The sequence below is a fragment of the Streptomyces sp. NPDC090045 genome (assembly GCF_044747975.1).
Classification (GTDB): domain Bacteria; phylum Actinomycetota; class Actinomycetes; order Streptomycetales; family Streptomycetaceae; genus Streptomyces.
The window spans coordinates 1-19,492 of the sequence record NZ_JBIVFA010000008.1 but is presented as its reverse complement, the minus strand read 5'-3'; the positions used below and the strand labels follow the sequence as shown (position 1 = coordinate 19,492).

Annotated in this window: 17 protein-coding genes and 1 pseudogene; 12 read left to right on the top strand and 6 right to left on the bottom strand. The window is 73.4% G+C overall.

Annotated features, from left to right (window positions below; translation table 11 throughout):
• Nucleotides 1-162 precede the first annotated feature (162 nt).
• From ACIPYQ_RS21680 to ACIPYQ_RS21650, 7 genes are all read left to right on the top strand, one after another.
• Entirely contained in the window at nt 163-999 is an 837-nt protein-coding gene (locus tag ACIPYQ_RS21680) for a fumarylacetoacetate hydrolase family protein (protein ID WP_401253486.1), read from the top strand.
• A complete protein-coding gene (locus tag ACIPYQ_RS21675) occupies nt 996-2,027 on the top strand; it encodes a polyprenyl synthetase family protein (RefSeq protein WP_401253483.1) in 1,032 nt (343 codons plus the stop codon). Before ACIPYQ_RS21680 ends, ACIPYQ_RS21675 begins: the two co-directional genes overlap by 4 nt.
• A 1-nt stretch (nt 2,028) precedes the next feature.
• A complete protein-coding gene (locus ACIPYQ_RS21670; protein WP_401253480.1) occupies nt 2,029-3,027 on the top strand; it encodes a UbiA family prenyltransferase in 999 nt (332 codons plus the stop codon).
• A 39-nt stretch (nt 3,028-3,066) separates the two neighbouring features.
• Complete coding sequence (locus ACIPYQ_RS21665) at nt 3,067-4,779, top strand: prenyltransferase/squalene oxidase repeat-containing protein (protein ID WP_401253477.1); 1,713 nt, start codon at nt 3,067-3,069, stop codon at nt 4,777-4,779.
• A gap of 20 nt (nt 4,780-4,799) precedes the next feature.
• On the top strand, nt 4,800-6,083 hold the full coding sequence (locus tag ACIPYQ_RS21660) for an FAD-dependent oxidoreductase (protein ID WP_401253475.1): 1,284 nt from the start codon (nt 4,800-4,802) through the stop codon (nt 6,081-6,083).
• 68 nt (nt 6,084-6,151) lie between these two features.
• Nucleotides 6,152-7,018: a TauD/TfdA dioxygenase family protein gene (locus tag ACIPYQ_RS21655; RefSeq protein ID WP_401253472.1), complete on the top strand. Its 867-nt coding sequence runs from the start codon at nt 6,152-6,154 to the stop codon at nt 7,016-7,018.
• An 80-nt stretch (nt 7,019-7,098) separates the two neighbouring features.
• Nucleotides 7,099-7,311: a helix-turn-helix transcriptional regulator gene (locus tag ACIPYQ_RS21650; RefSeq protein WP_361754499.1), complete on the top strand. Its 213-nt coding sequence runs from the start codon at nt 7,099-7,101 to the stop codon at nt 7,309-7,311.
• A 103-nt stretch (nt 7,312-7,414) separates the two neighbouring features.
• On the opposite strand, the gene ACIPYQ_RS21645 is transcribed toward ACIPYQ_RS21650, so the two are convergent.
• Together ACIPYQ_RS21645 and ACIPYQ_RS21640 are read right to left on the bottom strand one after the other, a co-directional pair.
• Nucleotides 7,415-8,683 (bottom strand): cation:proton antiporter, encoded by a 1,269-nt coding sequence (locus tag ACIPYQ_RS21645; protein WP_401253468.1) that lies wholly within the window; start codon nt 8,681-8,683, stop codon nt 7,415-7,417.
• A 544-nt stretch (nt 8,684-9,227) separates the two neighbouring features.
• Complete coding sequence (locus ACIPYQ_RS21640) at nt 9,228-9,818, bottom strand: helix-turn-helix domain-containing protein (protein ID WP_361754505.1); 591 nt, start codon at nt 9,816-9,818, stop codon at nt 9,228-9,230.
• 158 nt (nt 9,819-9,976) lie between these two features.
• On the opposite strand from ACIPYQ_RS21640, the gene ACIPYQ_RS21635 reads away from it, so the two are divergent.
• The 5 genes from ACIPYQ_RS21635 to ACIPYQ_RS21615 all read left to right on the top strand — a co-directional run bounded on the left by ACIPYQ_RS21635 (nt 9,977) and on the right by ACIPYQ_RS21615 (nt 15,025).
• Nucleotides 9,977-11,152 (top strand): cytochrome P450, encoded by a 1,176-nt coding sequence (locus ACIPYQ_RS21635; protein ID WP_401253465.1) that lies wholly within the window; start codon nt 9,977-9,979, stop codon nt 11,150-11,152.
• Nucleotides 11,153-11,197: 45 nt separating this feature from the next.
• Nucleotides 11,198-12,085, top strand: coding sequence for an SAM-dependent methyltransferase (locus ACIPYQ_RS21630; RefSeq protein ID WP_401253462.1), 888 nt, complete (start codon nt 11,198-11,200; stop codon nt 12,083-12,085).
• 82 nt (nt 12,086-12,167) lie between these two features.
• Nucleotides 12,168-12,974, top strand: a complete 807-nt coding sequence (locus ACIPYQ_RS21625; RefSeq protein WP_361754514.1) for a class I SAM-dependent methyltransferase — start codon at nt 12,168-12,170, stop codon at nt 12,972-12,974.
• Nucleotides 12,975-13,169: 195 nt separating this feature from the next.
• On the top strand, nt 13,170-14,171 hold the full coding sequence (locus tag ACIPYQ_RS21620) for an NAD-dependent epimerase/dehydratase family protein (RefSeq protein ID WP_401253459.1): 1,002 nt from the start codon (nt 13,170-13,172) through the stop codon (nt 14,169-14,171).
• Nucleotides 14,168-15,025 carry an SAM-dependent methyltransferase gene (locus ACIPYQ_RS21615; RefSeq protein ID WP_401253456.1) on the top strand — a complete coding sequence of 286 codons (858 nt, stop codon included), beginning with the start codon at nt 14,168-14,170 and terminating at the stop codon, nt 15,023-15,025. Before ACIPYQ_RS21620 ends, ACIPYQ_RS21615 begins: the two co-directional genes overlap by 4 nt.
• A 132-nt stretch (nt 15,026-15,157) precedes the next feature.
• Here the strand turns inward: ACIPYQ_RS21615 and ACIPYQ_RS21610 are convergent, their stop codons facing one another.
• The 4 genes and pseudogenes from ACIPYQ_RS21610 to ACIPYQ_RS21595 form a co-directional block, all read right to left on the bottom strand.
• Nucleotides 15,158-16,300 carry an alpha/beta hydrolase family protein gene (locus ACIPYQ_RS21610; RefSeq protein ID WP_401253454.1) on the bottom strand — a complete coding sequence of 381 codons (1,143 nt, stop codon included), beginning with the start codon at nt 16,298-16,300 and terminating at the stop codon, nt 15,158-15,160.
• 96 nt (nt 16,301-16,396) lie between these two features.
• Complete coding sequence (locus ACIPYQ_RS21605) at nt 16,397-17,407, bottom strand: 4-hydroxy-3-methylbut-2-enyl diphosphate reductase (RefSeq protein WP_401253451.1); 1,011 nt, start codon at nt 17,405-17,407, stop codon at nt 16,397-16,399.
• Nucleotides 17,404-19,329: a 1-deoxy-D-xylulose-5-phosphate synthase gene (gene dxs / locus ACIPYQ_RS21600; protein ID WP_401253448.1), complete on the bottom strand. Its 1,926-nt coding sequence runs from the start codon at nt 19,327-19,329 to the stop codon at nt 17,404-17,406. The genes ACIPYQ_RS21605 and dxs overlap by 4 nt, the downstream gene beginning before the upstream one ends.
• 31 nt (nt 19,330-19,360) lie before the next feature.
• Nucleotides 19,361-19,492 (bottom strand): annotated as a pseudogene (locus ACIPYQ_RS21595) (4-hydroxy-3-methylbut-2-en-1-yl diphosphate synthase); the annotation flags it as partial.

Sequence of the window (19,492 nt, the reverse complement as noted above, 5' to 3'; positions counted from 1 at the left end):
GCCGCCCGGCGGGGCCCGCACGTCACCGCATGAGGCCCGCACCTCACCGCATGAGGCGTGCCCGTCGCCGGTGAGGGCTCCCGTTCCCGGTGAGGGGTCGCCCCGTTGTGGCCTCCCCTCCCGTCCGTCCTCGTCTGTCACGGCCAGGAAGGAAACCTACACATGCTTGTCTGTCGATATATCGATGAGGGGCGGCCCCGTTACGGCCGCCTGGAACACCGTGGAGACGGCAGCCACGTCGTTCCCGTCGCGTACGACCCGGAGGCCGGCCGCTGGGTGGAGGCCGACGGCCCGGCCCGCCCGCTCCCGGAGCTCACCCTCCTGCCGCCCGCCGAGCCGAGCAAGATCGCCTGCGTCGCGCTCAACCGGGCTCCCGAAGGGCACGTGCCCGACGGCAGCGGGCGTCCGGCCGGCGCCGCCTCGTGCGCGGTCGTCCTCAAGCCGCCCTCCTCGCTGACCGGCTCCGGCGACACCGTCGTCCATCCGGGAAGCGCCTGGGAGCTGACGTACGAGGCCGAGCTGGCCGTCGTGATCGGGGTGCGCTGCACGCGGGTCCGGCCCGGGGACGCGGCCCGCGTGGTCGCGGGGTACACCTGCGCCAACGACCTCACGGCCTACGCGCTGCCCGCCGAGGACGTACCCGGCGGGGCCGCGAGGACGCCGTACCCGCCCGTGTGGGCGAAGCACTTCGACGGGTTCACGCCCCTCGGCCCCTGGCTGGCCACGGACCTGGACCCGGCGGACGCGGAGATCACTTGCGCGGTGGACGGCGAGACCGTCCGGCGCGCGACGACCCGCGGCCTGCTCGTCCCCGTCCACGAGGTGATCGCCGCGGTCACCGAGCACATGACGCTGTTGCCCGGAGACGTGATCCTCACCGGGACACCGGCGGGGTCGGGTCCGCTGTCGCCCGGCAACCGGGTCGAGGTGTCCATCGCGGGCATCGGCACCCTCACCACCACCATCGGCAAGCCGGAAGAAAGGCAGTGCGAGGGATGACGACCGTCAACAACATGACCCGCCCGGGGGAGTCGGGGCTGTCCGGCCTGACCTCCTTCCTGGCCGGCGGCGACCTGCTGCAACGCGAGCTGACCGCCATCTGGGGTGGACGCCGCGACCCCCTCGGCGCCATCGCGGAGCACGCCCTCGTCCCGGCCGGGAAACTGCTCCGGCCCCTCCTGGTGCTCGAGTCGGCCCGGTGCGTGGGCGGGGCCCCGGAAGAACTGACCGAACTGGCCCTCGCGATCGAGTACTTGCACGTCGCCACCCTGATCCACGACGACATCATCGACGAGGACGACATCCGGCGCGGGCGCCCGTCCGTCCAGGCGGCCTTCGGCGTTCCCGACGCCATCGTGGCCGGGGACGGTCTGATCCTGGAGACCTTCGCCGCCCTCACCGGTGCCCGGCCCGCGGGCGTCTCCGACGCCGACATCGTGGCGGTCACCTCCATCATGGCGTCGGCCGGCGTGGGGGTGTGCCGCGGACAGCTGCTGGAGTCCGAGTTCGTCGGCGACCTGAACTGCGGCGTGGAGCAGTACCTGACGATGGCCCAGCTGAAGACCGGGGCGCTCTTCGAGGCGGCCTGCCGGATCGGTGCGGTGCTCGGCACCGGCCGCCAGGACTGGATCGACGCCCTGGGCACCTTCGGCATGCGACTGGGGACCGCGTTCCAGGTCCGGGACGACCTCCTGGCCTTCGACGGCTCCTCGGCGCTCATCGGCAAGCCGCGGGAGAGCGACCTGCAGAACCGGCGGCCCACCCTGCCGATCCTGCTGAGCTACCAGCGCGCCTCGTCCGGCGAACGCTGGGAGCTGGAACGGGCGTTCCGCGAGGACTGCGCGAGCGAGGAGTCCTTCGCCGTGGTCGGCAAGATCGTCGAGAGCACCGGAGGCCGCGAGGCGGCGCAGCAGTTCGCCGCGGACCTGATCGCCGACGCCAAGGACTGCCTCACGAGACTGCCGGCCGGCGAGAGCACCGACACGCTCGCCCAGATCGCGGACTACTCGTCCGGGCGCGCGTTCTGACGTGGCCGGCACTCCGCTCGGCCGGACGCTCGGCGCGCACCTGCACACCTGGCGGCCCTACACGCTCTGGTACCCCGGTCTCGTCGGGCTGGCCGGCGCCACCCTGACCGCCGCCCCGCACCCCACCCCGCTCTCGGCCGCGCGGATGCTGGTCGCCTGGCTGGTCCCCACCGCGGTCTGGACCGCCGCCCACTACCTGGGCGACTACCTCGACCGGGACCTCGACGCCATCGACAAGCCGCAGCGGCCGATCCCCTCCGGCCGGATGCGACCCTCGACGGCGCTCGCCTGCGGCGCCGCCCTGGCCGCGGCGGCCACCGTCGTCGCGGTGGTCCTCAACTGGCGCACGATCCTGCTCCTGGTGGCCGGAATCGGCGGGGCGCTCGCGTACAACGGCCTCTTCAAGGCCCGCGGGATCTGGGGCAACATCGTCCGCGGCGCCCTCACCGGCGCGGCGTTCCTCTTCGGCACGATGACCGCCGCACCGTTTCCGCCGGCCGGACTGCTGCTGTTCGCCGCGGTGTTCTGGGCGCACGACGCCGCCTCGAACCTCGTCGGCACCCTGCGCGACGTCGCCGGGGACCGCGAGGGCGGATACGCCACCTTCGCCGTGCGCCACGGCCTGCGTACGGCGGCCCGTACGGCGGCGGTCCTCTACGGCGCGGCCGTCGCGGCCGCGCTCGCGGGGGCAGCGGTGGTACCGGGCCGGCAGACCGGCTACCTCCTGCTGGTGCTGCTCGCCGCGATCGTCGGATGCGGGGCCTTCCGGCTGCTCTTCGTCCCCGGCCGGGCCCTCACCCCGCGCGTCGCCCTCAGCTCCCACGAGGTGCTGGTCGCCGAGCGCCTCGTCCTCGCGGACGCCCTGCTCGTGCCGGGCCTCGGGCTGCCCGCGGCACTCGGAATCCTCGCCGTGGCACTGGTACTGACCATCGGCACCCAGCGCACGATGCGTTCCCGGCACGAGTTCGCACCGGGCGACCGCGCACCGTCCGCCCCATGAACCGACCGCCCCCTGGCGGGGAGAAGGAGAACGCATTCCGTGTGCTCAGCTCTGGACAGTCGCGTCGAGGCGTCGATCACGCAGGCCGCCGAGACCATGTTCGCCCTCCAGCGTCCCGACGGCTCCTGGCCCAACCGGCGGCCCGCCGCCGTGCTGGGGACGGCCGGCGCGGTGGCCGCCCTCCACATCGCCGACCGCGAACGCTCGCGTGATCTCGTCGGCCGCGGAGCGGGGTGGCTGCTGGCCGCCCGGAACGCCGACGGCGGCTGGGGCGGAGTCGCCGGCGCCCCCACCCAGCTCGTCCCCACCGTGATCGCGGCGGCCAGCCTGCACCTGCTGGATCCGGCCGGACACCGGGAGCCCGTACGCCGCGCCCTGGACCTGGTGCGCGCGCACGGCGGGGTGGAGTCGCTCGCCGACCCCGGCATCGCCCACCTGGCGAGGACGTTCCTCGCCCTCGCGGGCCTCGGGGACATCAAGGACTCGCGGCGCATCCCGCTGGAGCTCCTCCTGCTGCCACCACGGCTGTGGCGCGGCAGGCTCTCCTTCCGGGTGGCGCCGTTCGTCGCGATGGCGTTCCTCCAGGCGCGCCTCGCCCCGTCCGCCGGGCCCGGCCGCCTCCTCCACCGATCCGCCCGGCGGGCCGGGCTCCGCACGCTCGGCCGGGTGGAAGCGGGCGAGAACGAGCGCGGCGGCTACGGCGGGGACAACTGGCTGGTCGCCCTGGTGTGCCTCGGTCTCACCAGCACCGGGGCCCCGGCCGCGATGACCGCGGACACGGTCGACTACCTCCGCTCCCACGTACAGGCGGACGGCTCCTGGCACATCATGCAGGGCCTCGACCTGATCGGCGGCTCCTTCGTGGCCCGCGGCCTGGCCCAGGCCGGCTACGCCCGCGACGAACGCCTGGCGCGGGCACGGCAGTGGCTGCGCGGCTGCCAACAGGACCGGGCCTTCCCCGTGTTCGGCGCCCCGCCCGGCGGCTGGGGCTGGGAAGGCCCGCGCGGCTGGCCGAACTTCCTCGACAGCGCCACCGTACTGTCCGCCCTCCAGACCGGCGACGAGACGGAGGGCGCCGAACCACTGCGCCGCGGCCTGCGCTGGCTCCAGTCCCGGCAGGACCGTACGGGCTCGTGGGGGACCTTCGTCCCCGACACCACACTCGCCAACGACGGCCCCTGCCCCTACGTCACCGCCCAGGCCGTCGACGTGGCCCTGGCCGGCGGCGCCTCCCCGGACCACCCCGGAGTGCGCCGGGCCCTGGACTGGCTGCGCGCCCACCAGCGGCCGGACGGCACCTACGAGGCCCTGTGGTACCGGGGGCTCACGCCCGGGACCGCCATGGTGCTGGTGGCCTTCGGCCGTGCCGGACGCACCGCGGACCCGGTGGCCCGGCGCGCCCGTGACGCCCTGCTGCGGGCCCAGCTCCCCGACGGCTCCTGGGGACCTGGCGACACCGGGATCCTCGGTGACGAACCCGCGCGGGGAACCGTGGAGGAGACCGCCTGGGCCCTGCGGGCACTGCTCGCCGGCGGGGTGCCGGCCGACGACCCCCGGATCCGGAGCGCGGCCGACTGGATCCTGGCGGCGCAGCAGCCGGACGGATTGTGGCCGGCGAGCCAGGTCTGCATGCACATCCGCAACCTCGCCTACTACGTGGACGGCCTGATCGTGACCGGTCTCGCCCTGACGGCACTCGGCGGCTACCGGTCCGCGCTGGCCGCGACGGCCCCCGCGAAGGAGGAGGTGTGAGGGGCGCGGGGCAGGGGCACGTGAGGGAGACGCATGCTCCCGAGGAGGCCGGTGTCGTGATCTGCGGGGCCGGAGTGGCCGGCCTCGCGGCGGCCTGTGCCCTCGGCCGGCTGGGCGTGGACGTGCTGCTGCTGGAGAAGCAGCGGCGGCAGCCCCCGGTCGCCAAGGGCGAGGTGCTCCAGCCCGGTTCGCTGGACCTCCTGCACCGCTGGGGTGTCCTGCCGGCGCTGGAGACCCGGCGGGCGGTCCGCCTCGACCGGCTCGTCGCCCGGCGCGCCGACGGCCGCGAACTGCTCACGATGGACTTCGCGGAGCTCGACGGCGAGCGGCCCTGGATGCTCTCCCTCGACTACGCGGCGATCCTGGAATGCCTGGAGGAGTTGCTCGGCGACACCGTGCGCCGACGGCGCGGGGTGCTGGTCAACGACCTGGTCAGGGACGGTGGAGGCCGCGTCGTCGGGGTGCGGGTCACTGAGGCCGGGAACGAGCGCGAGATTCGCGCCGGTGTCGTACTGGCCGCCGACGGCCGGTCCTCACGGCTGCGCCGCCTGTCCGGGATGACCGCGGACCCGGTCGCGTACGACCACCGGCTGCTGTCCTTCGAACTCGAAGGGAAGCCGCCCGTGGACGACGAGGTCTCCGCCTACGTCACCGACCGCGGGCTGGTGATGGTCTATCCGCTGCCGGACGAGCGCATCCGGGTCTACGTCCAGGTCGCCGCGGACGAGCTGCGGAAGGCGGACCAGGCGCGACTGCAGCAGTGGTGCGAGGAACTGCTCGCCGACGTGCCCGCCCTCGCTCCCCTCGCCACGGCGCTGAAGGGCGGCCTGGACAGCCGGCAACTGCTGCCGGTCTTCCAGTTCCGGGCGCCGTCCCTGGTACGGCCGGGCATCGCGCTGATCGGCGAGGCGGCGCACGGCGTGCACCCGCTGGCGGCCCAGGGCATGAACACGGCCATCGCCGACGCCGCCGCGTTCGCCTCCCGGCTGGCCGCCGTGGACCTCACCGACCCGGCCGCGGCCGACGCCGCACTGCGCGCGTACGAGGGCGAACGCCTCGGCAGCGTCAAGGCGATCCACACCATGAGCCACAACGCCGCGCGCATGATGACCAGCACCTCGCGCGGCGGCCGGATGCTGGGCCGGCGCCTGCTCACCGGAACGTCCAGGAGCCCCCGGCTGCGCCACCTGACGACCTACAACATGTCCGGCCTCGGCATGCGTCCGCTCACCGCTGTGGACCGGCTGGTCCAGCTCGGTCTGCTGCCCGACCGAAGGGCACGGCCCGCCGGCGGGGCGGGGTGATCCGCCGCCGCGGACCGAACGAGCAGGACCCATGCAGGGGTTGGAAGACGAGTGAAAGGGTTGAAACCATGTCGAACTTACGCGGGACGGCCTTCGAAGTCCGTCCGTTGACCGCTGCCCTCGGCGCGGAGATCCACGGCCTGCGCCTGGAATCCGTCACCGACGAGGAGTTCGCCGAGCTGCGCCGTCTGCTCCTGGAGCACCTGGTGCTCTTCATCCCGGACCAGGAGGGATGGTCGCCCGAGGCGCGCACCGCCTTCGGCCGCAGACTCGGTGAACTGGAGGTCCACCCCTACCTGCCCCACCTCGACGGACATCCCGAGATCCAGATCATCGACTCGGAGCAGGACGGCAAGATCCCCATCTGGCACACCGACATGACCTATGCGCCGAACCCCCCGATCGGGTCGATCCTGCAGATCGTGCGCAGCCCCGGTGCGGGTGGCGACACGATGTGGTCGAACCAGTACCTCGCCTACGAGGCCCTCTCCGCCCCGCTGCGGGAGCTGCTCGACGGGCTCACCGCGGTCCACGCCATCCACATCCCCGGACTGGACAGCCGGGCCGAGCACCCCGTGGTCCGGGTCCACCCCGAGACGGGCCGCCGCTCTCTCTTCGTCAACCGGGCCCACACCTCGCACATCGTGCAGCTGAGCCGGAACGAGAGCGACGCGCTCCTGCAGTACCTCGCCGAGTTCTCCACCTCCCCGCAGTTCACCTGCCGGTACCGGTGGCGGCAGGGAGACGTGGCGATCTGGGACAACCGGGTCACCCAGCACTACGCCGTCGACGACTACCAGCAGCGCCGTACGGGACTGCGGGTCGTGGTGCTCGGGGACACGCCCACCGGTAACGAGGCCCGGTGGCCGCGGTACGAGCCCAAGCCGGGCGAGCGCTACGCGCCGGCCCGGATCAATGCCAAGGAGTCCTACTGACGGCGTTTGCGCGAGGGACCCGACGAACAGCTCGATCTCATATGCGCTCCTGTGCAGGCTAAAGCGAGGTGTTGAGTGACGTGTTAGGAACATCGCAACTACTCACCCCCAGGCAGACCGAGGTGGTCCGGCTCGCCGTTCTGGGCCTGACCGCGAAGGAAACCGCCCGTCGACTGGGCATTTCGAAGAACACGGTGGACGAGCACCTGCGCGACGCCCGGCTGCGGGTCGGGGCGCGCAGCAAGTCCCGGCTGATCGGGTGGGCCGTCGCCTCGGGGATCGTCCAGTTCTGACGGCCCGTTCCGAAAGGGCCCGCGCGACGCAAGGGGCGGTGGCCCGGTTGAGCATCAGCCGGGCCACCGCCCTCACCCGTCCGCCGGCGCCGGCCACGGGGAGTCAGCGGCGGGCGGCGGCGGGCACGTTCGGGACGACCGGATCCCAGTCCTCCGCGGCCTCGGGGCGCCGCCGGGGAAGGAGCCGGCGCAGCAGGGGCCCGGCCATCGCCGTGGTCACCACCGCCATGACCACCATCAGCGAGTACAGGTCCCGGTCGATGATCCCCAGACTCAGTCCCACGCTCAGCGCGACGAGTTCGGTCAGCCCGCGGGTGTTCATCAACGTGGCCAGGGCCGCGGACTGCCGGGCCGGTACGCCGTGGCCGCGCGCGGCGAGGAACGCCCCGGCGAACTTCCCGCCGACGGCCACCAGGAGGATCAGCCCCAGGTCGGCGAGAGCGCCCGGGCCGATTCCGGACAGGTCGACCGCCAGGCCGGCGGTGAGGAAGAAGACCGGCAGCAACAGGGTCTGGCTCAGCTGACCGAGCCGTTCGTGGATCCGTGCGCGCAGGGACGAGGACTGCTCGCGCGGGATGAGGGCGCCGAACAGGAAGGCTCCGAAGATGTAGTGCAGGCCCGCCCACTCCGTCGCGGCCGCGGACAGCAGCAGCCCGGCGAGGACGCACGCGAACCCGGTCGGGCCGAGGCTGCCGGCGCCGGCACCGCGCGCCGCCAGGCGCCGCAGCAGCGGCCGTACCACGAACAGCATGCCCAGGAGGTAGGGGACCACGAGCAGGAGCCGCCACTGGCCGACGCCGGCCGCGCCGCTGACGGCGGTCACACCGGCGAGCACCGACCAGGCAAGGACGTCGTCGATGGAGGCGCAGGCGAGCGCGAGGGCGCCCAGGGCCGTACGGTCCAGGCCGCGTTCGGTGAGGATCCGGGCGAGTACCGGGAACGCCGTGATCGACATCGCGATGCCCATGAAGAGGACGAACGCCACGTCGTTCGGGCTGTGGTGCTCCCGCAGGAGGTACAGGCCCAGGGCGCTGCCCAGGCCGAAGGGGAGGAGGACGGAGCTCAGGGACACGGTGACCGCGAGGGTCCCGGAGCGCCGGGCGCGGCCGAGGTCCCAGTCCAGGCCCACGGTGAACATGAAGACGGCGACCCCGACCGTGGCCAGGGCCGTGAGCTGCGGTCGGATGTCCGTCGGGAAGAGGTGGCCGGAGATCAGGTCGCCGGACAGCGTCGGCCCCAGCAGGATGCCGGCCAGGACCTCGCCGATCACCGCCGGTTGGTCGAGCCGGCGGGCCAGCGCGCCCAGCAGGCGGGCGAGCAGCACGACCGTCGCGAGCCCGATGAGCAGTTCCGTGATGTGCTGGGCTTTCATGTGACCCGTTTCTGTCGGACGGGCGGGAGCCGGGACGTGGCGGGCGGCTCTTCTGCCGCGGTGCGGGTGCGAAGGCTGCCGGCGGGCGTCCCGCCGGCCGTGCCGGAGCCGGCGGCGGGGGCCGCGGGACGCGGGCGCGCCGTTCATCAGGGCGATGCGGAAGCCCGGGTCCGCTCGGCGGTGGACGCGTCAGGGCCGGTGCCGCACCGGCACGTTCGACCGGATCCCGGAGGGCGTTGCGGGGCGGGGAGCGCCGATCGGGCGGAGAGCCGTGGCACCGGGCTCCGGGCCGTGGCGCCGGAGCTCCTGGTTCCGTGCCGCGGTCCGTCCCCGCGCGTGGCACCCGGCCCGGCGTCATGGACGCCGACCTTGGCGCGACCCGCTCGCGTCAGCGCGGAGGTGGAGATGCCCGCACGATAGTGGGCGACCGCCCACACGTCAACGCGGCCGTCCGGCCGGCTCGTTCGGCCGAGCGGTTCGGGCCGCTATGGGGCGGGCCCGGGGCCGGTCCGCGGACCCGGGTCCGAGTCGAGGGCCCCGACCGCTACGGCCGGGCGGCGCCGGCGACGACCGAGCTCACGACCTTGCGGACGTCGGCGACCTCGGGTGCGACGCCCCCGCGGCCGGCGAACAGCAGGTGGCCCGATCCGATCAGGGTGAGGGCGAGCGTGTCGACGTCGGCGTCGCTCACGAGGCGGCCCTGCTCGCGCTCGGCGGCGAGGTACGCGGCGAACATCGCGGTGGCCTCGGCCAGGACCGGAACGCCCATGGAGCCCGCCTGGTGCAGCCGGGCGCGCAGCTCGTCCCGGGCGGTGACGAGGCCGACGATCGCCACGGCGACCGACTTGAAGAGGTCCGTCAGCGCGGTGGTGAGGTTGTCCACGACCGTCCCCGTCCCGACCGAGGCCGACATGGCGGCGGCCTGGGCCTGGATCCGGCCGATGCGGTCCAGGACGAGCTCGGCGAGGAAGGCGTCGAAGTCGGCGAAGTGGCGGTGCAGGACGCCCTTGGCGCAGCCCGCCTCGGCGGTGACGGCCCGGCTGGTCAGTGCGTTCGGCCCGTGCTGGAGCAGGACTCGTTCGGCTGCGTCGAAGAGCTGCTGGGACACGTCGCGGATCGCTACCCCTGTCGGCATTCGGGCCTCCCTCGCCTTTCTCGTGGACCTCGTGCGTTTCATGCGTACCGCGCCCAGACGTTGACGAGTGGGCATCTGCCCACTACGGTGGGCGCATGCCCACTATACCCTTAAATGCCTCTACAGGCATGCCTTCGGGCTGCCCGCGGGCGGCGGCAGTGGCAGGGCGTGACGCCTATACGGTACCCGCGCCGGTTCTCGCGGCATGGCGGCAGGCGCCGGTACGGGAAGTCACCACGGAGTCCGGTCAGAAGGGCTGGCTCGTCACCGGAATGGACGAGGTCCGCACCGTGCTCTCCGACGCGCGGTTCAGCCGGGCCGAGGCGCGCCGGATCGGCGCGGTCGTCGTTCCGTCGGCGGTCCTGGCGAAACCCGGGATCAACGACCTGGACGGACCCGAACACGCCCGGATGCGCCGCCTGGTGGCCGGAGCGTTCAGCGCCCGCCGGATCCGCGCCCTCCGCCCGCGCATCGAGCAGATCGCCGACGACCTCGTCGCGCGTCTCGCCGCCGCCGGGCCCACCGCCGACCTGGTCGCCGGCCTGTGCCGCCCCCTGCCCCTCACCGTCATCTTCGAGATCCTCGGAGTCCCGCAGCAGGACCGGGAGTTGTTCAGCGGCTGGGCCGATCGCGTCATGGCCACCACCGCCTACCCGCCCGGAGAGTCCTTGAAGGCCCTCGAGGCGGTCGTCTCGTACATGACCGACCTCGTCGCGGCCAAGCGCCGCGCCCCGGACGACAGCCTGCTCCAGGAGCTCATCACGGCCCGGGACGAGGAGGACCGGCTCGGCGAGACGGAGCTCGTCCACCTCGGCTGCGGCCTGCTCATGGCCGGCAACGAGTCCACCGCCACCGAACTCGGCAAGGGGCTGGCGGCCCTGCTCGACCACCCCGACCAACTGGCGGCACTGCGCGCCGATCCCTCGCTGGTCCCCGGCGCCGTCGAGGAAGTGCTGCGGTACGCGCCGCTGAGCGCCCGCGAGAACGCCGGTCAGGTGCGGGCCACCACGTGTGACGTGGAGCTCGGGGGCGTCGTCATCCCCGCGCAGAGCGTGGTCTTCGCCAGCCTGCCGGGCGCCAACTTCGACCCGGAGGCGTTCCCCGAACCCGAGCGGTTCGAGGTGACCCGCGCGGGCGCGGCCGGACACCTCACCTTCGGCCACGGCGCGCACCGCTGCCTGGGCGCCCAACTGGCGCGGATGGAGCTGGAGGTGGCACTGCGCGCGGTGCTCGCCGCCTTCCCCGGCCTGCGGCTGGCCGTACCCGCCGGGGAACTCGCCAACGCCGAGGGCCGGCTCATCAGCGGAATGCGGGAACTCCCCGTCACCTGGTGACCGCGGCGCACGCCCTCACCCCCCATTCGACAGGAGATGAGCTCAGTGAGTGATCAGATCGCGGCAGCCGGCGCGCAGGAGGCGGGAGCGCAGGCCCCGCCGTCGAAGGAGGTGGCCGGCTTCTACAACGATCTCAGCGGCCTGCTGACCGAGTTGTTCGGCGGGAGCCTGCACGAGGGGTACTGGACTTCCCCGTCCGACCCCGCGTCGATGGCCGAGGCGTCCCGGCAGCTCACCGATCTGCTGGTGGGCAAGCTGGAGGTGAAGCCGGACGGCCGGGTCCTCGACCTGGGCTGCGGCTCGGGCGCGCCGGCCGTCCAGCTCGCTCGGTCGACGGGCGCGCAGGTCGTCGGCATCACCAACAGCGCCGTACAGATCGAGGCCGCCGTCCGCAACGCCCGGGAGGCCGGACTGGGCGACCGGGTGGAGTTCCGGTGCGCGGACGCCACCGTCCTCGACTACGCGGACCGGTCGTTCGACGCGGTCCTGATGATCGAGTCGATCTTCCACCTGCCCGATCGGCTCGGGGCGCTCCGCCAGGTCGCGCGGGTGCTCAAGCCGGGCGGACGGGTCGCGCTGACCGACCTCCTGGACCTGGACCCGGCGCCGGACCCGATGCAGCAGGCCGTGGGCGACCTGGCCGAGCACTCGCGCGAGCACGGGCACTCCCCGTTGGTGGCCAGGCCGATCCGCCTGGAGGAGTACGCGTCCCTGCTGGAACAGGCCGGGCTGGTGCCGGTCGAGCGGACCGACGTCACGGAGCACACGGTGGCCCGGACGCTCGACTGCCTCCGGCAGAAGCTCACCGACGATCACGAGGAGCTCGTGGGGAAGTACGGGAGCCAGGTCGTGCGCCAGTACGAGACCGTCCTGCCCCTCCTGGAGCGGGCCGGCTTCGGCTACGGCGTCGTGGTCGCGCAGGCCCCCGCGTAGCCGCACTCGCGTGCAGAGCGCCGAAGCCGGCTTTCTGCAGGCGGAGTTGACGAGTGGGCGCCCGCCCATTTAAAGTGGGCGCATGCCCACTAATCCTCACGGTGAAGTACATCAGCAGCGACAGGTCGCGGAGTCCTTCGGCGCGGACGCCGAACGCTACGACCGGGCCCGGCCCCGGTACCCCGAGGCCATGGTGGAGCGGATCGTCGCCGGCAGTTCCGGCAAGGACGTCCTCGACGTCGGCACCGGCACCGGCATCGCCGCCCGGCAGTTCCAGGCGATCGGCTGTCACGTGTCCGGCGTCGAACCGGATCCGCGACTCGCGGAACTCGCCGTCCAGTTCGGCCTCGCGGTGGACGTGGCGACGTTCGAAGACTGGGATCCGGCCGGCCGCCAGTACGACGCGGTGGTGGCCGCACAGGCCTGGCACTGGGTCGACCCGGTCGCGGGCGCGGCCAAGACCGCGCGGATCCTGCGCCCCGGCGGCCGCCTGGCGGCCTTCTGGAACGTCTTCCACTTCCCGGCCGAGGTGGCCGACGCGATCGCCGAGGTCTGCCAGCGGGTGATGCCCGACGCGCCGTTCGACTTCCGGGCGATGCTGACCGGAGCCATGGACGGCTACCAGGCCTTCTTCGCGAAGACCTCCGACGGGATCCGCGAGGCCGGCGGCTTCGGGGAGCCGGAACAGTGGCGCTTCGACTGGGAGTGGACCTACACCCGGGACGCCTGGCTGGACCAGATGCCCACGCTGGGGGCCTTCACCCGGCTTCCCCCGGACAAGATGGCCGAGGTGCTCGACGGCGCCGGCACCGCCATCGACGCGATGGGCGGCAGCTTCACGATGAACTACGCCACGGTGGCGATCTCCGCCGTGCGCACCGGCGCCTGACGCACCGGCACCTCAGGCACCCGCACGGTCCGTCCGCTGCGGGCGGGACGCCGGTCGGCGGCCCGGGTCCCGCGGCGGCCGGGCCGTGAGCCGGTCCGGTACCCCCGACGTCGCGACATCCGGGCCGCCGGCCGAGGGTCCGCGGGCCCGCGCCACCGCACCCCGGCCCGGATCACCCTCCTCCGAAAGGACGTCATGAGACTTCTGGTGCTGGGCGGAACGCACTTCGTGGGACGCAGCATCGTCGACGCGGCCCTGGAGCGCGGTGACGACGTCACCACCCTCAACCGCGGCAGCCGCCCCGCCGCCGACGGCATCGAGCCCCTGATCGCGGACCGGACGGATCCACCGGCACTGCGCCGGGCGATCGGCGACGGGAAGTGGGACGGGGTGATCGACACCTGGACCGGTTCCCCCCGCGTGCTGAGCGACACCTGCGCGCTGCTCGCCGACCGGGTCGGGCACTACGGCTACGTATCCAGCTGGGCGGTGTACCGGCCACCGGCTCCGCCCGGCGCCGACGAGAGCGCCGCCACCGTCGAGGGCGATCCCGACGACGAGTCCGACGCCTTCTACCCGGTGGCCAAGCGCGGCTGCGAGCTGGCCGTCCAGCGCGTCTTCGGCGAGCGCGCGCTGATCACCCGCCCCGGGCCGATGCTGGGCCCGTACGAGGACGTCGGCTCGCTGACCTGGTGGCTGCGCCGCATCCACCGCGGCGGGCGGGTGCTGGCCCCCGGCCGGCCGTCCGACCCCTTCCAGTACGTCGACGTCCGCGATCACGCCCCCTGGATGCTGGACGCCGTCGAGCGCGGTACCGGCGGAGCCTTCAACACCGTGTGCGCCCGCGGCCGCCACACGATGGGCGATCTCCTGGAGACGATGCGCGAGGTGACCGGCTCCGACGCGGAACTGGTCTGGGTCCCCGACGAGGAGCTCCTGGCCGCCGGGATCCGCCCCTATCTCGACCTCCCGCTGTGGCTGCCCGCCGCGATGCGCGGAGGCATCAACGACGTCGACGTCTCCGCCGCCCACGGCGCGGGGCTCGACACCAGCCGACCGCTCCGGGACACCCTGGCCGATTCCTGGTCCTGGCTGGAGCGGGAGGGCGAGCCGCCGTGGCAGGCGGGGGTCGCCCGCGGGCTGGATCCCGCCGCCGAGCAGCGCGTGCTCGACCGCTTCGGCGGGGAGGGACGATGACGCGCCGCGCCGATGCCCCGGCGGAGCCCCTCTCGCAGCAGGAGGCGGAGGACGGCTTCTACAACGACACGAGCGAGTTCCTCGCCGAACTGTCGGGCGGAAGCCTCCACATGGGCTACTGGGACGCGCCCTCCGACCGCGCGACGATGGCCGAGGCCTCCCGCCGTCTCACCGATCTCATGGCCGAACGGATCAAGGCCGGCCCCGGGGCCCGGGTCCTCGACATCGGCTGCGGCACGGGCGCGCCGGCCGTCCAGCTCGCACGGTCGACGGGCGCCTCGGTCGTCGGCATCACCAACAGCCCGGTACAGGCACGTCTGGCCACGCGGTACGCCGAAGAGAACGGAGCGGCCGACCGGGTGAGCTTCCGGTGCGAGGACGCCGTGCACCTCGGCTTCGCACCGGAGTCGTTCGACGCGGTCTGGCTCTTCGAGTCGATCATGGCCATGCCGGACCGGCTCGCCGTGCTCCGGCAGGCGGCAGCCGTCCTCAGACCCGGCGGACGCCTCGCCCTCACCGACTTCCTGGACCGCACCGCGCCCGGTGACGGCGCCCCGCGTGCCGAGGCGGCGCCGCAGTACGCGGTCCTGGCCGGCAAGCTGATGGCACTGCGGGACTATCCGGCGCTGCTCGAAGAGGCGGGCCTGGTCCCCGTGGAGATCACCGACGTGAGCGACCGTACGGTGGCCCGGACCATGGCCTCCATGCGGCAGAGACTGGTGGACGACCGCGCCTCGCTCACCCGGCGCTTCGGCGCCCAGGTCGTCGACCAGTTCGACGGCATCGTCCTGCGCCTGGAGGCGGCCGGATTCGGCTACGGCATGGTCGTCGCCGAGCGCCCCGGCCTTCCGTAGCGGCCCACCCGGCCGGAACGGCCGCCGCGACGGACCCAGCCGGCCCGCATCCGCCCCCTCAAGGGAGCGATGCGGGCCGGCTCGTCGCTGCGGTTGCTGCGGCGACGGCACGGCCGAAGCCGCCGCCTTCCGTCACGGGCTTACGAAGGAGACCTCGGGATGGGCCGGTGAGGGCCGGTCGAGCAGCGGGCTCGGGACGCCGCGCAGCTGGAGGTCGAGGAAGGAACCGACGTAGCTCCGGGTGATCGCCGTGGCGCGCTCGCCGCCCACGGTTCCGAACAGGGCCGGCGCCAGGACGGGCGGGATCGTCCCCGTCAGGTCGATGTGCTCGTACAGCCAGTGGGCGTCGCTGAAGGACATGTGGCCGGCGGTGGGGACGCTCAGCCAGCGCTTCCATCCGGCGAGGGCGGACCAGCGGTCGACCCAGTTGGCGGCGGGGGTTCCGCCGGCCGTCGGCCACTGGGCCCCCATCAGCAAGACCGGCCGCGTCACCGGCTGCGCGGGCGGCGGCGTGAAGAAGGTGCCGTCCATGGTGGCGGCGGCGTCGACGCGCGCGTCCTCGCCCAGGACCTCGACGGCGCTGGTCCCGCCGATGGCATGGCCGACGACGGCGATGCGCGAACAGTCGACGGGCAGGCCGGAGGAGGGGCTGGTCAGCCGGTCGAGCAGGAAGCGGATGTCCTTCACCCGGCTGCGCACCACCTCGGGACCACCCTGGCCGGTGCAGTTCAGACAGGGCTCCAGCCGGCCCCCGGGGAACTCCACGACCGCCTCGTACGTGTGGTCCAGTGAGGCGACCACGTAGCCCCGGGAGGCGAGGTCCTCGGCCAGCCCGGTCAGGGAGGCGCGGCTCATCCCGAAGCCGGGGGACAGGACGACCAGCGGTCTGCGGCCGGGAAGGGAGACCGCGTCGGTGGTGGAGTGGGTGCGCACGGTGCCGAGTTCGGCCGTGCCGAACGCCGCGGTGGACAACTGCGCGGACATGAAGGGGGTCTCGCGGGCCGAGGGGAAGAGCGCCGGGTACCAGACGGTGGTCATCAGCTCGCGGAAGGCCGTGCCGGGCTTCCACGGGTCGGGCCGTGACGTGTCCGTCAGGTGCAGCGTCCGGGCGCCGACCAGGTACCGGCCCGTCGGCGCGGGAAGCTCGGGAGAGCCGGAGGCCGTCCCCGCGGCGGGCGGGCCGGAGGCGGCGGCGGAGGACGGCGTTGCCACGGTCACCAGCACACCGAAGAGGGCAACCAGCGTGGCAACAAGGCGTATTAATCGTTGCGACATGGCCTCACGCTACAACGCGGGCCCCCGGCCGGCCGCCCCGATTTTTGGGGGTATGCGGGCGTGTTCGCAGGGCTGCGGAACGTGGCCGGCGGGGGCTCACGCGGTGGGCGTACCGCCTCCCCGGCGCACCTCCACGGGCAGGGCGAAGGTCACGTTCTCCTCGACCGGGCTGACCCGCACCGTCTCGCGGTACCCCTGCTCCGCAAGCCAGTCGAGCACCTCGGTGATCAGCACCTCCGGTGCCGAGGCGCCGCTGGTCAGGCCGACCGTCGACACGCCGGCGAGCCAGGCGGGATCGATGTCCCGGAAACCGTCGACGAGCCGGGCCGCGGGGGCGCCCGCGGCGAGGGCGGTCTCGACCAGGCGGACCGAGTTCGACGAGTTGGGGGAGCCGACGACCAGGACGAGGTCGCTGTCGCCGGCGATGGCGCGGACGGCCTGCTGCCGGTTCTGCGTCGCGTAGCAGATGTCGCCGCTCGGTGGTGCGACGATCTGCGGGAACCGCCGGCTCAGCAACTGCGCCGTCGCCGTCGTCTCGTCCACGGACAGGGTGGTCTGGGAGAGCCAGGCCACCTTCGCCGGATCGCGCACCTCCACCCGGGCCACGTCGTCCGCCCCGCCGACCAGCTGCATGCGGCCGGGCGCCTCGCCGAGGGTGCCGACCACCTCCTCGTGGCCCTCGTGCCCGATGAGCAGGATGTCGTAGCCGTCGTCGGCGAACCGCCGGGCCTCGTGGTGCACCTTCGCGACCAGCGGGCAGGTCGCGTCGATCGCGCGGAGGTTGCGGGAGGCGGCCTCGCTGCGCACCCCGGGGGCCACCCCGTGCGCCGAGAAGATCACCACGGCGCCCTCGGGCACCTCGTCCGTCTCCTCGACGAACACCGCACCCTTGTCCTCCAGGTCTTTCACGACGAAGGAGTTGTGGACGATCTGCTTCCTGACGTACACGGGCCGGCCGTGGATCTCCAGGGCCCGCTCGACGGTCGCGACCGCACGGTCGACGCCCGCGCAGCTGCCGTGCGGAGAAGCGAGCAGGACGCGGCGTCGCGGTGCCGGGGCCGTCGCGGGGGTGGGGGTGGGATCCGGCGCCGGCCGGTTCGTGGTCACGATGTCTTTCCTCCGCTGTGCTCGAGGGCCGGGCGGCCGGCCCGTACCAGGGCCGCGGCCCGGCGGGCGATGTCGGGGCCGGTCAGTCCGATCCCGGCCGTGATCTGCTCCCGGCTCGCGTGGTCCAGGAACTGCTGCGGTATGCCGATGTCGCGCAGCGGCAGGTCCACGTCGGCGTCGCGCAGGGCCTGGGCGATCGCCGAACCGACGCCGCCGGCCCGGCCGTTGTCCTCCACCGTGACGACGACCCGGTGGTGCGCGGCAAGTCCGGGCAGGGCGGGGTCGACCGGCTTGACCCAGCGCGGGTCGACCACGGTGGAGGTGATGCCCTGCGCGGCCAGCAGCTCGGCGGCCTCCAGACAGGCGGGAGCCGTCGCGCCGACCGCGACCACCAGTACGTCGGCGCGGTACGGGCCGCCGCCCGGCTCCGCCTCGCCGCGCAGGACGTCCATGCCGCCGACCCTGCCCAGCGAGGGCACCGCGGGCCCGACCGCGCCCTTGGGGTAGCGGACCACGGTGGGCGCGTCGGCGACCTCGGCGGCCTCGCGCAGCTGGGCGCGGAGCTGATCGGCGTCGCGCGGGGCGGCGAGCCGCAGACCGGGGACGACCTGCAGGATCGACATGTCCCACATGCCGTTGTGCGAGGCGCCGTCGGCGCCGGTGACGCCCGCGCGGTCGAGTACGAAGGTGACGCCGAGCCGGTGCAGGGCGACGTCCATCAGAACCTGGTCGAAGGCCCGGTTCAGGAAGGTCGCGTAGAGCGCGACGACCGGGTGCAGGCCGTTGGTGGCGAGCCCCGCGGCGGACGTTACGGCGTGCTGCTCGGCGATGCCGACGTCGAAGGTGCGCTCCGGGAAGGCCGCGGCGAACGGCGCCAGACCCACCGGGTGCAGCATCGCCGCGGTGATGCCGACGATGTCCGTGCGCTCGCGGCCGAGGGCGACCATCTCCTCGCCGAAGACCGAGGTCCAGTCCTTGCCCGCGGTCTTGACCGGCAGCCCGGTCTCCGGGTGGATCACGCCGACCGCGTGGAAGCGGTCCTCGTCGTGGCTCTCGGCGGCGTGGTAGCCGCGGCCCTTCTCGGTGAGGCAGTGCACGATCACCGGACCGCCGAAGCCGCGCGCCCTGCCGAGCGCGGACTCCAGGGCCTCGAGGTCGTGGCCGTCGACCGGGCCGATGTACTTGAGGCCGAGGTCCTCGAACAGGCCCTGCGGGGCGATGAAGTCCTTGAGCCCCTTCTTGGCTCCGTGCAGGGTTCCGAAGAGCGGGCGGCCGACCACGGGGGTGCGCTGCAGCGCTTCCTTGCCCCAGGACAGGAAGCGCTCGTACCCCTGGGAGGTCCGCAGGGCCGCGAGGTGGTTGGCGAGGCCGCCGATGGTCGGGGAGTACGAGCGCTCGTTGTCGTTGACGACGATGACCACCGGACGGTCCCTGGCGTCGGCGATGTTGTTGAGCGCCTCCCAGGCCATGCCGCCGGTGAGCGCGCCGTCACCGATGACGGCGACCACGGGACGGCCCCGATGGCCCAGGAGCTGATGGGCCTTGGCCAGGCCGTCGGCGTAGCCGAGCGCGGTGGAGGCGTGCGAGTTCTCGATCACGTCGTGTTCGGATTCGGCCCGGGACGGGTAGCCGGACAGGCCGCCCTTGGCGCGCAGCCCGGCGAAGTCCTGCCGGCCGGTGAGGAGCTTGTGCACGTAGCTCTGGTGGCCGGTGTCGAAGAGGATGCGCTCGCGCGGCGAGTCGAAGACCCGGTGCAGGGCGATCGTCAGCTCGACGACGCCGAGGTTCGGGCCGAGGTGGCCACCGGTCTTGGACACCGCCTCGACCAGGAAGCCGCGGATCTCCCCGGCCAGTGCGGAGAGTTGCGCCGTGCTGAGCCGGTCGAGGTCGCGCGGTCCCCGGATGGCAGAGAGCAATGACATGGTCCGGCCTTCGTGCCGTGGCGAGTGGGGGTCAGGGAACGAGTACGGCGGGTGCGCCGGCTTCGGCACCGTCCTTCTCCATCTGTTCGGCGATCTTCAGTGCCTCTTCGATGAGGGTTTCCACGATCTTGGATTCGGGGACGGTCTTGATGACCTCGCCCTT

What these genes read in the sequence shown, in the direction of transcription:
- ACIPYQ_RS21680 (WP_401253486.1), top strand. Translation starts at nt 163, where the DNA reads ATGCTTGTCTGTCGATATATCGATGAGGGGCGGCCCCGTTACGGCCGC.
- ACIPYQ_RS21675 (WP_401253483.1), top strand. Translation starts at nt 996, where the DNA reads ATGACGACCGTCAACAACATGACCCGCCCGGGGGAGTCGGGGCTGTCC.
- ACIPYQ_RS21655 (WP_401253472.1), top strand. Translation starts at nt 6,152, where the DNA reads ATGTCGAACTTACGCGGGACGGCCTTCGAAGTCCGTCCGTTGACCGCT.
- ACIPYQ_RS21645 (WP_401253468.1), bottom strand. Translation starts at nt 8,683, where the DNA reads ATGAAAGCCCAGCACATCACGGAACTGCTCATCGGGCTCGCGACGGTC.
- ACIPYQ_RS21640 (WP_361754505.1), bottom strand. Translation starts at nt 9,818, where the DNA reads ATGCCGACAGGGGTAGCGATCCGCGACGTGTCCCAGCAGCTCTTCGAC.
- ACIPYQ_RS21625 (WP_361754514.1), top strand. Translation starts at nt 12,168, where the DNA reads ATGCCCACTAATCCTCACGGTGAAGTACATCAGCAGCGACAGGTCGCG.
- ACIPYQ_RS21620 (WP_401253459.1), top strand. Translation starts at nt 13,170, where the DNA reads ATGAGACTTCTGGTGCTGGGCGGAACGCACTTCGTGGGACGCAGCATC.
- ACIPYQ_RS21615 (WP_401253456.1), top strand. Translation starts at nt 14,168, where the DNA reads ATGACGCGCCGCGCCGATGCCCCGGCGGAGCCCCTCTCGCAGCAGGAG.
- ACIPYQ_RS21610 (WP_401253454.1), bottom strand. Translation starts at nt 16,300, where the DNA reads ATGTCGCAACGATTAATACGCCTTGTTGCCACGCTGGTTGCCCTCTTC.
- dxs (WP_401253448.1), bottom strand. Translation starts at nt 19,329, where the DNA reads ATGTCATTGCTCTCTGCCATCCGGGGACCGCGCGACCTCGACCGGCTC.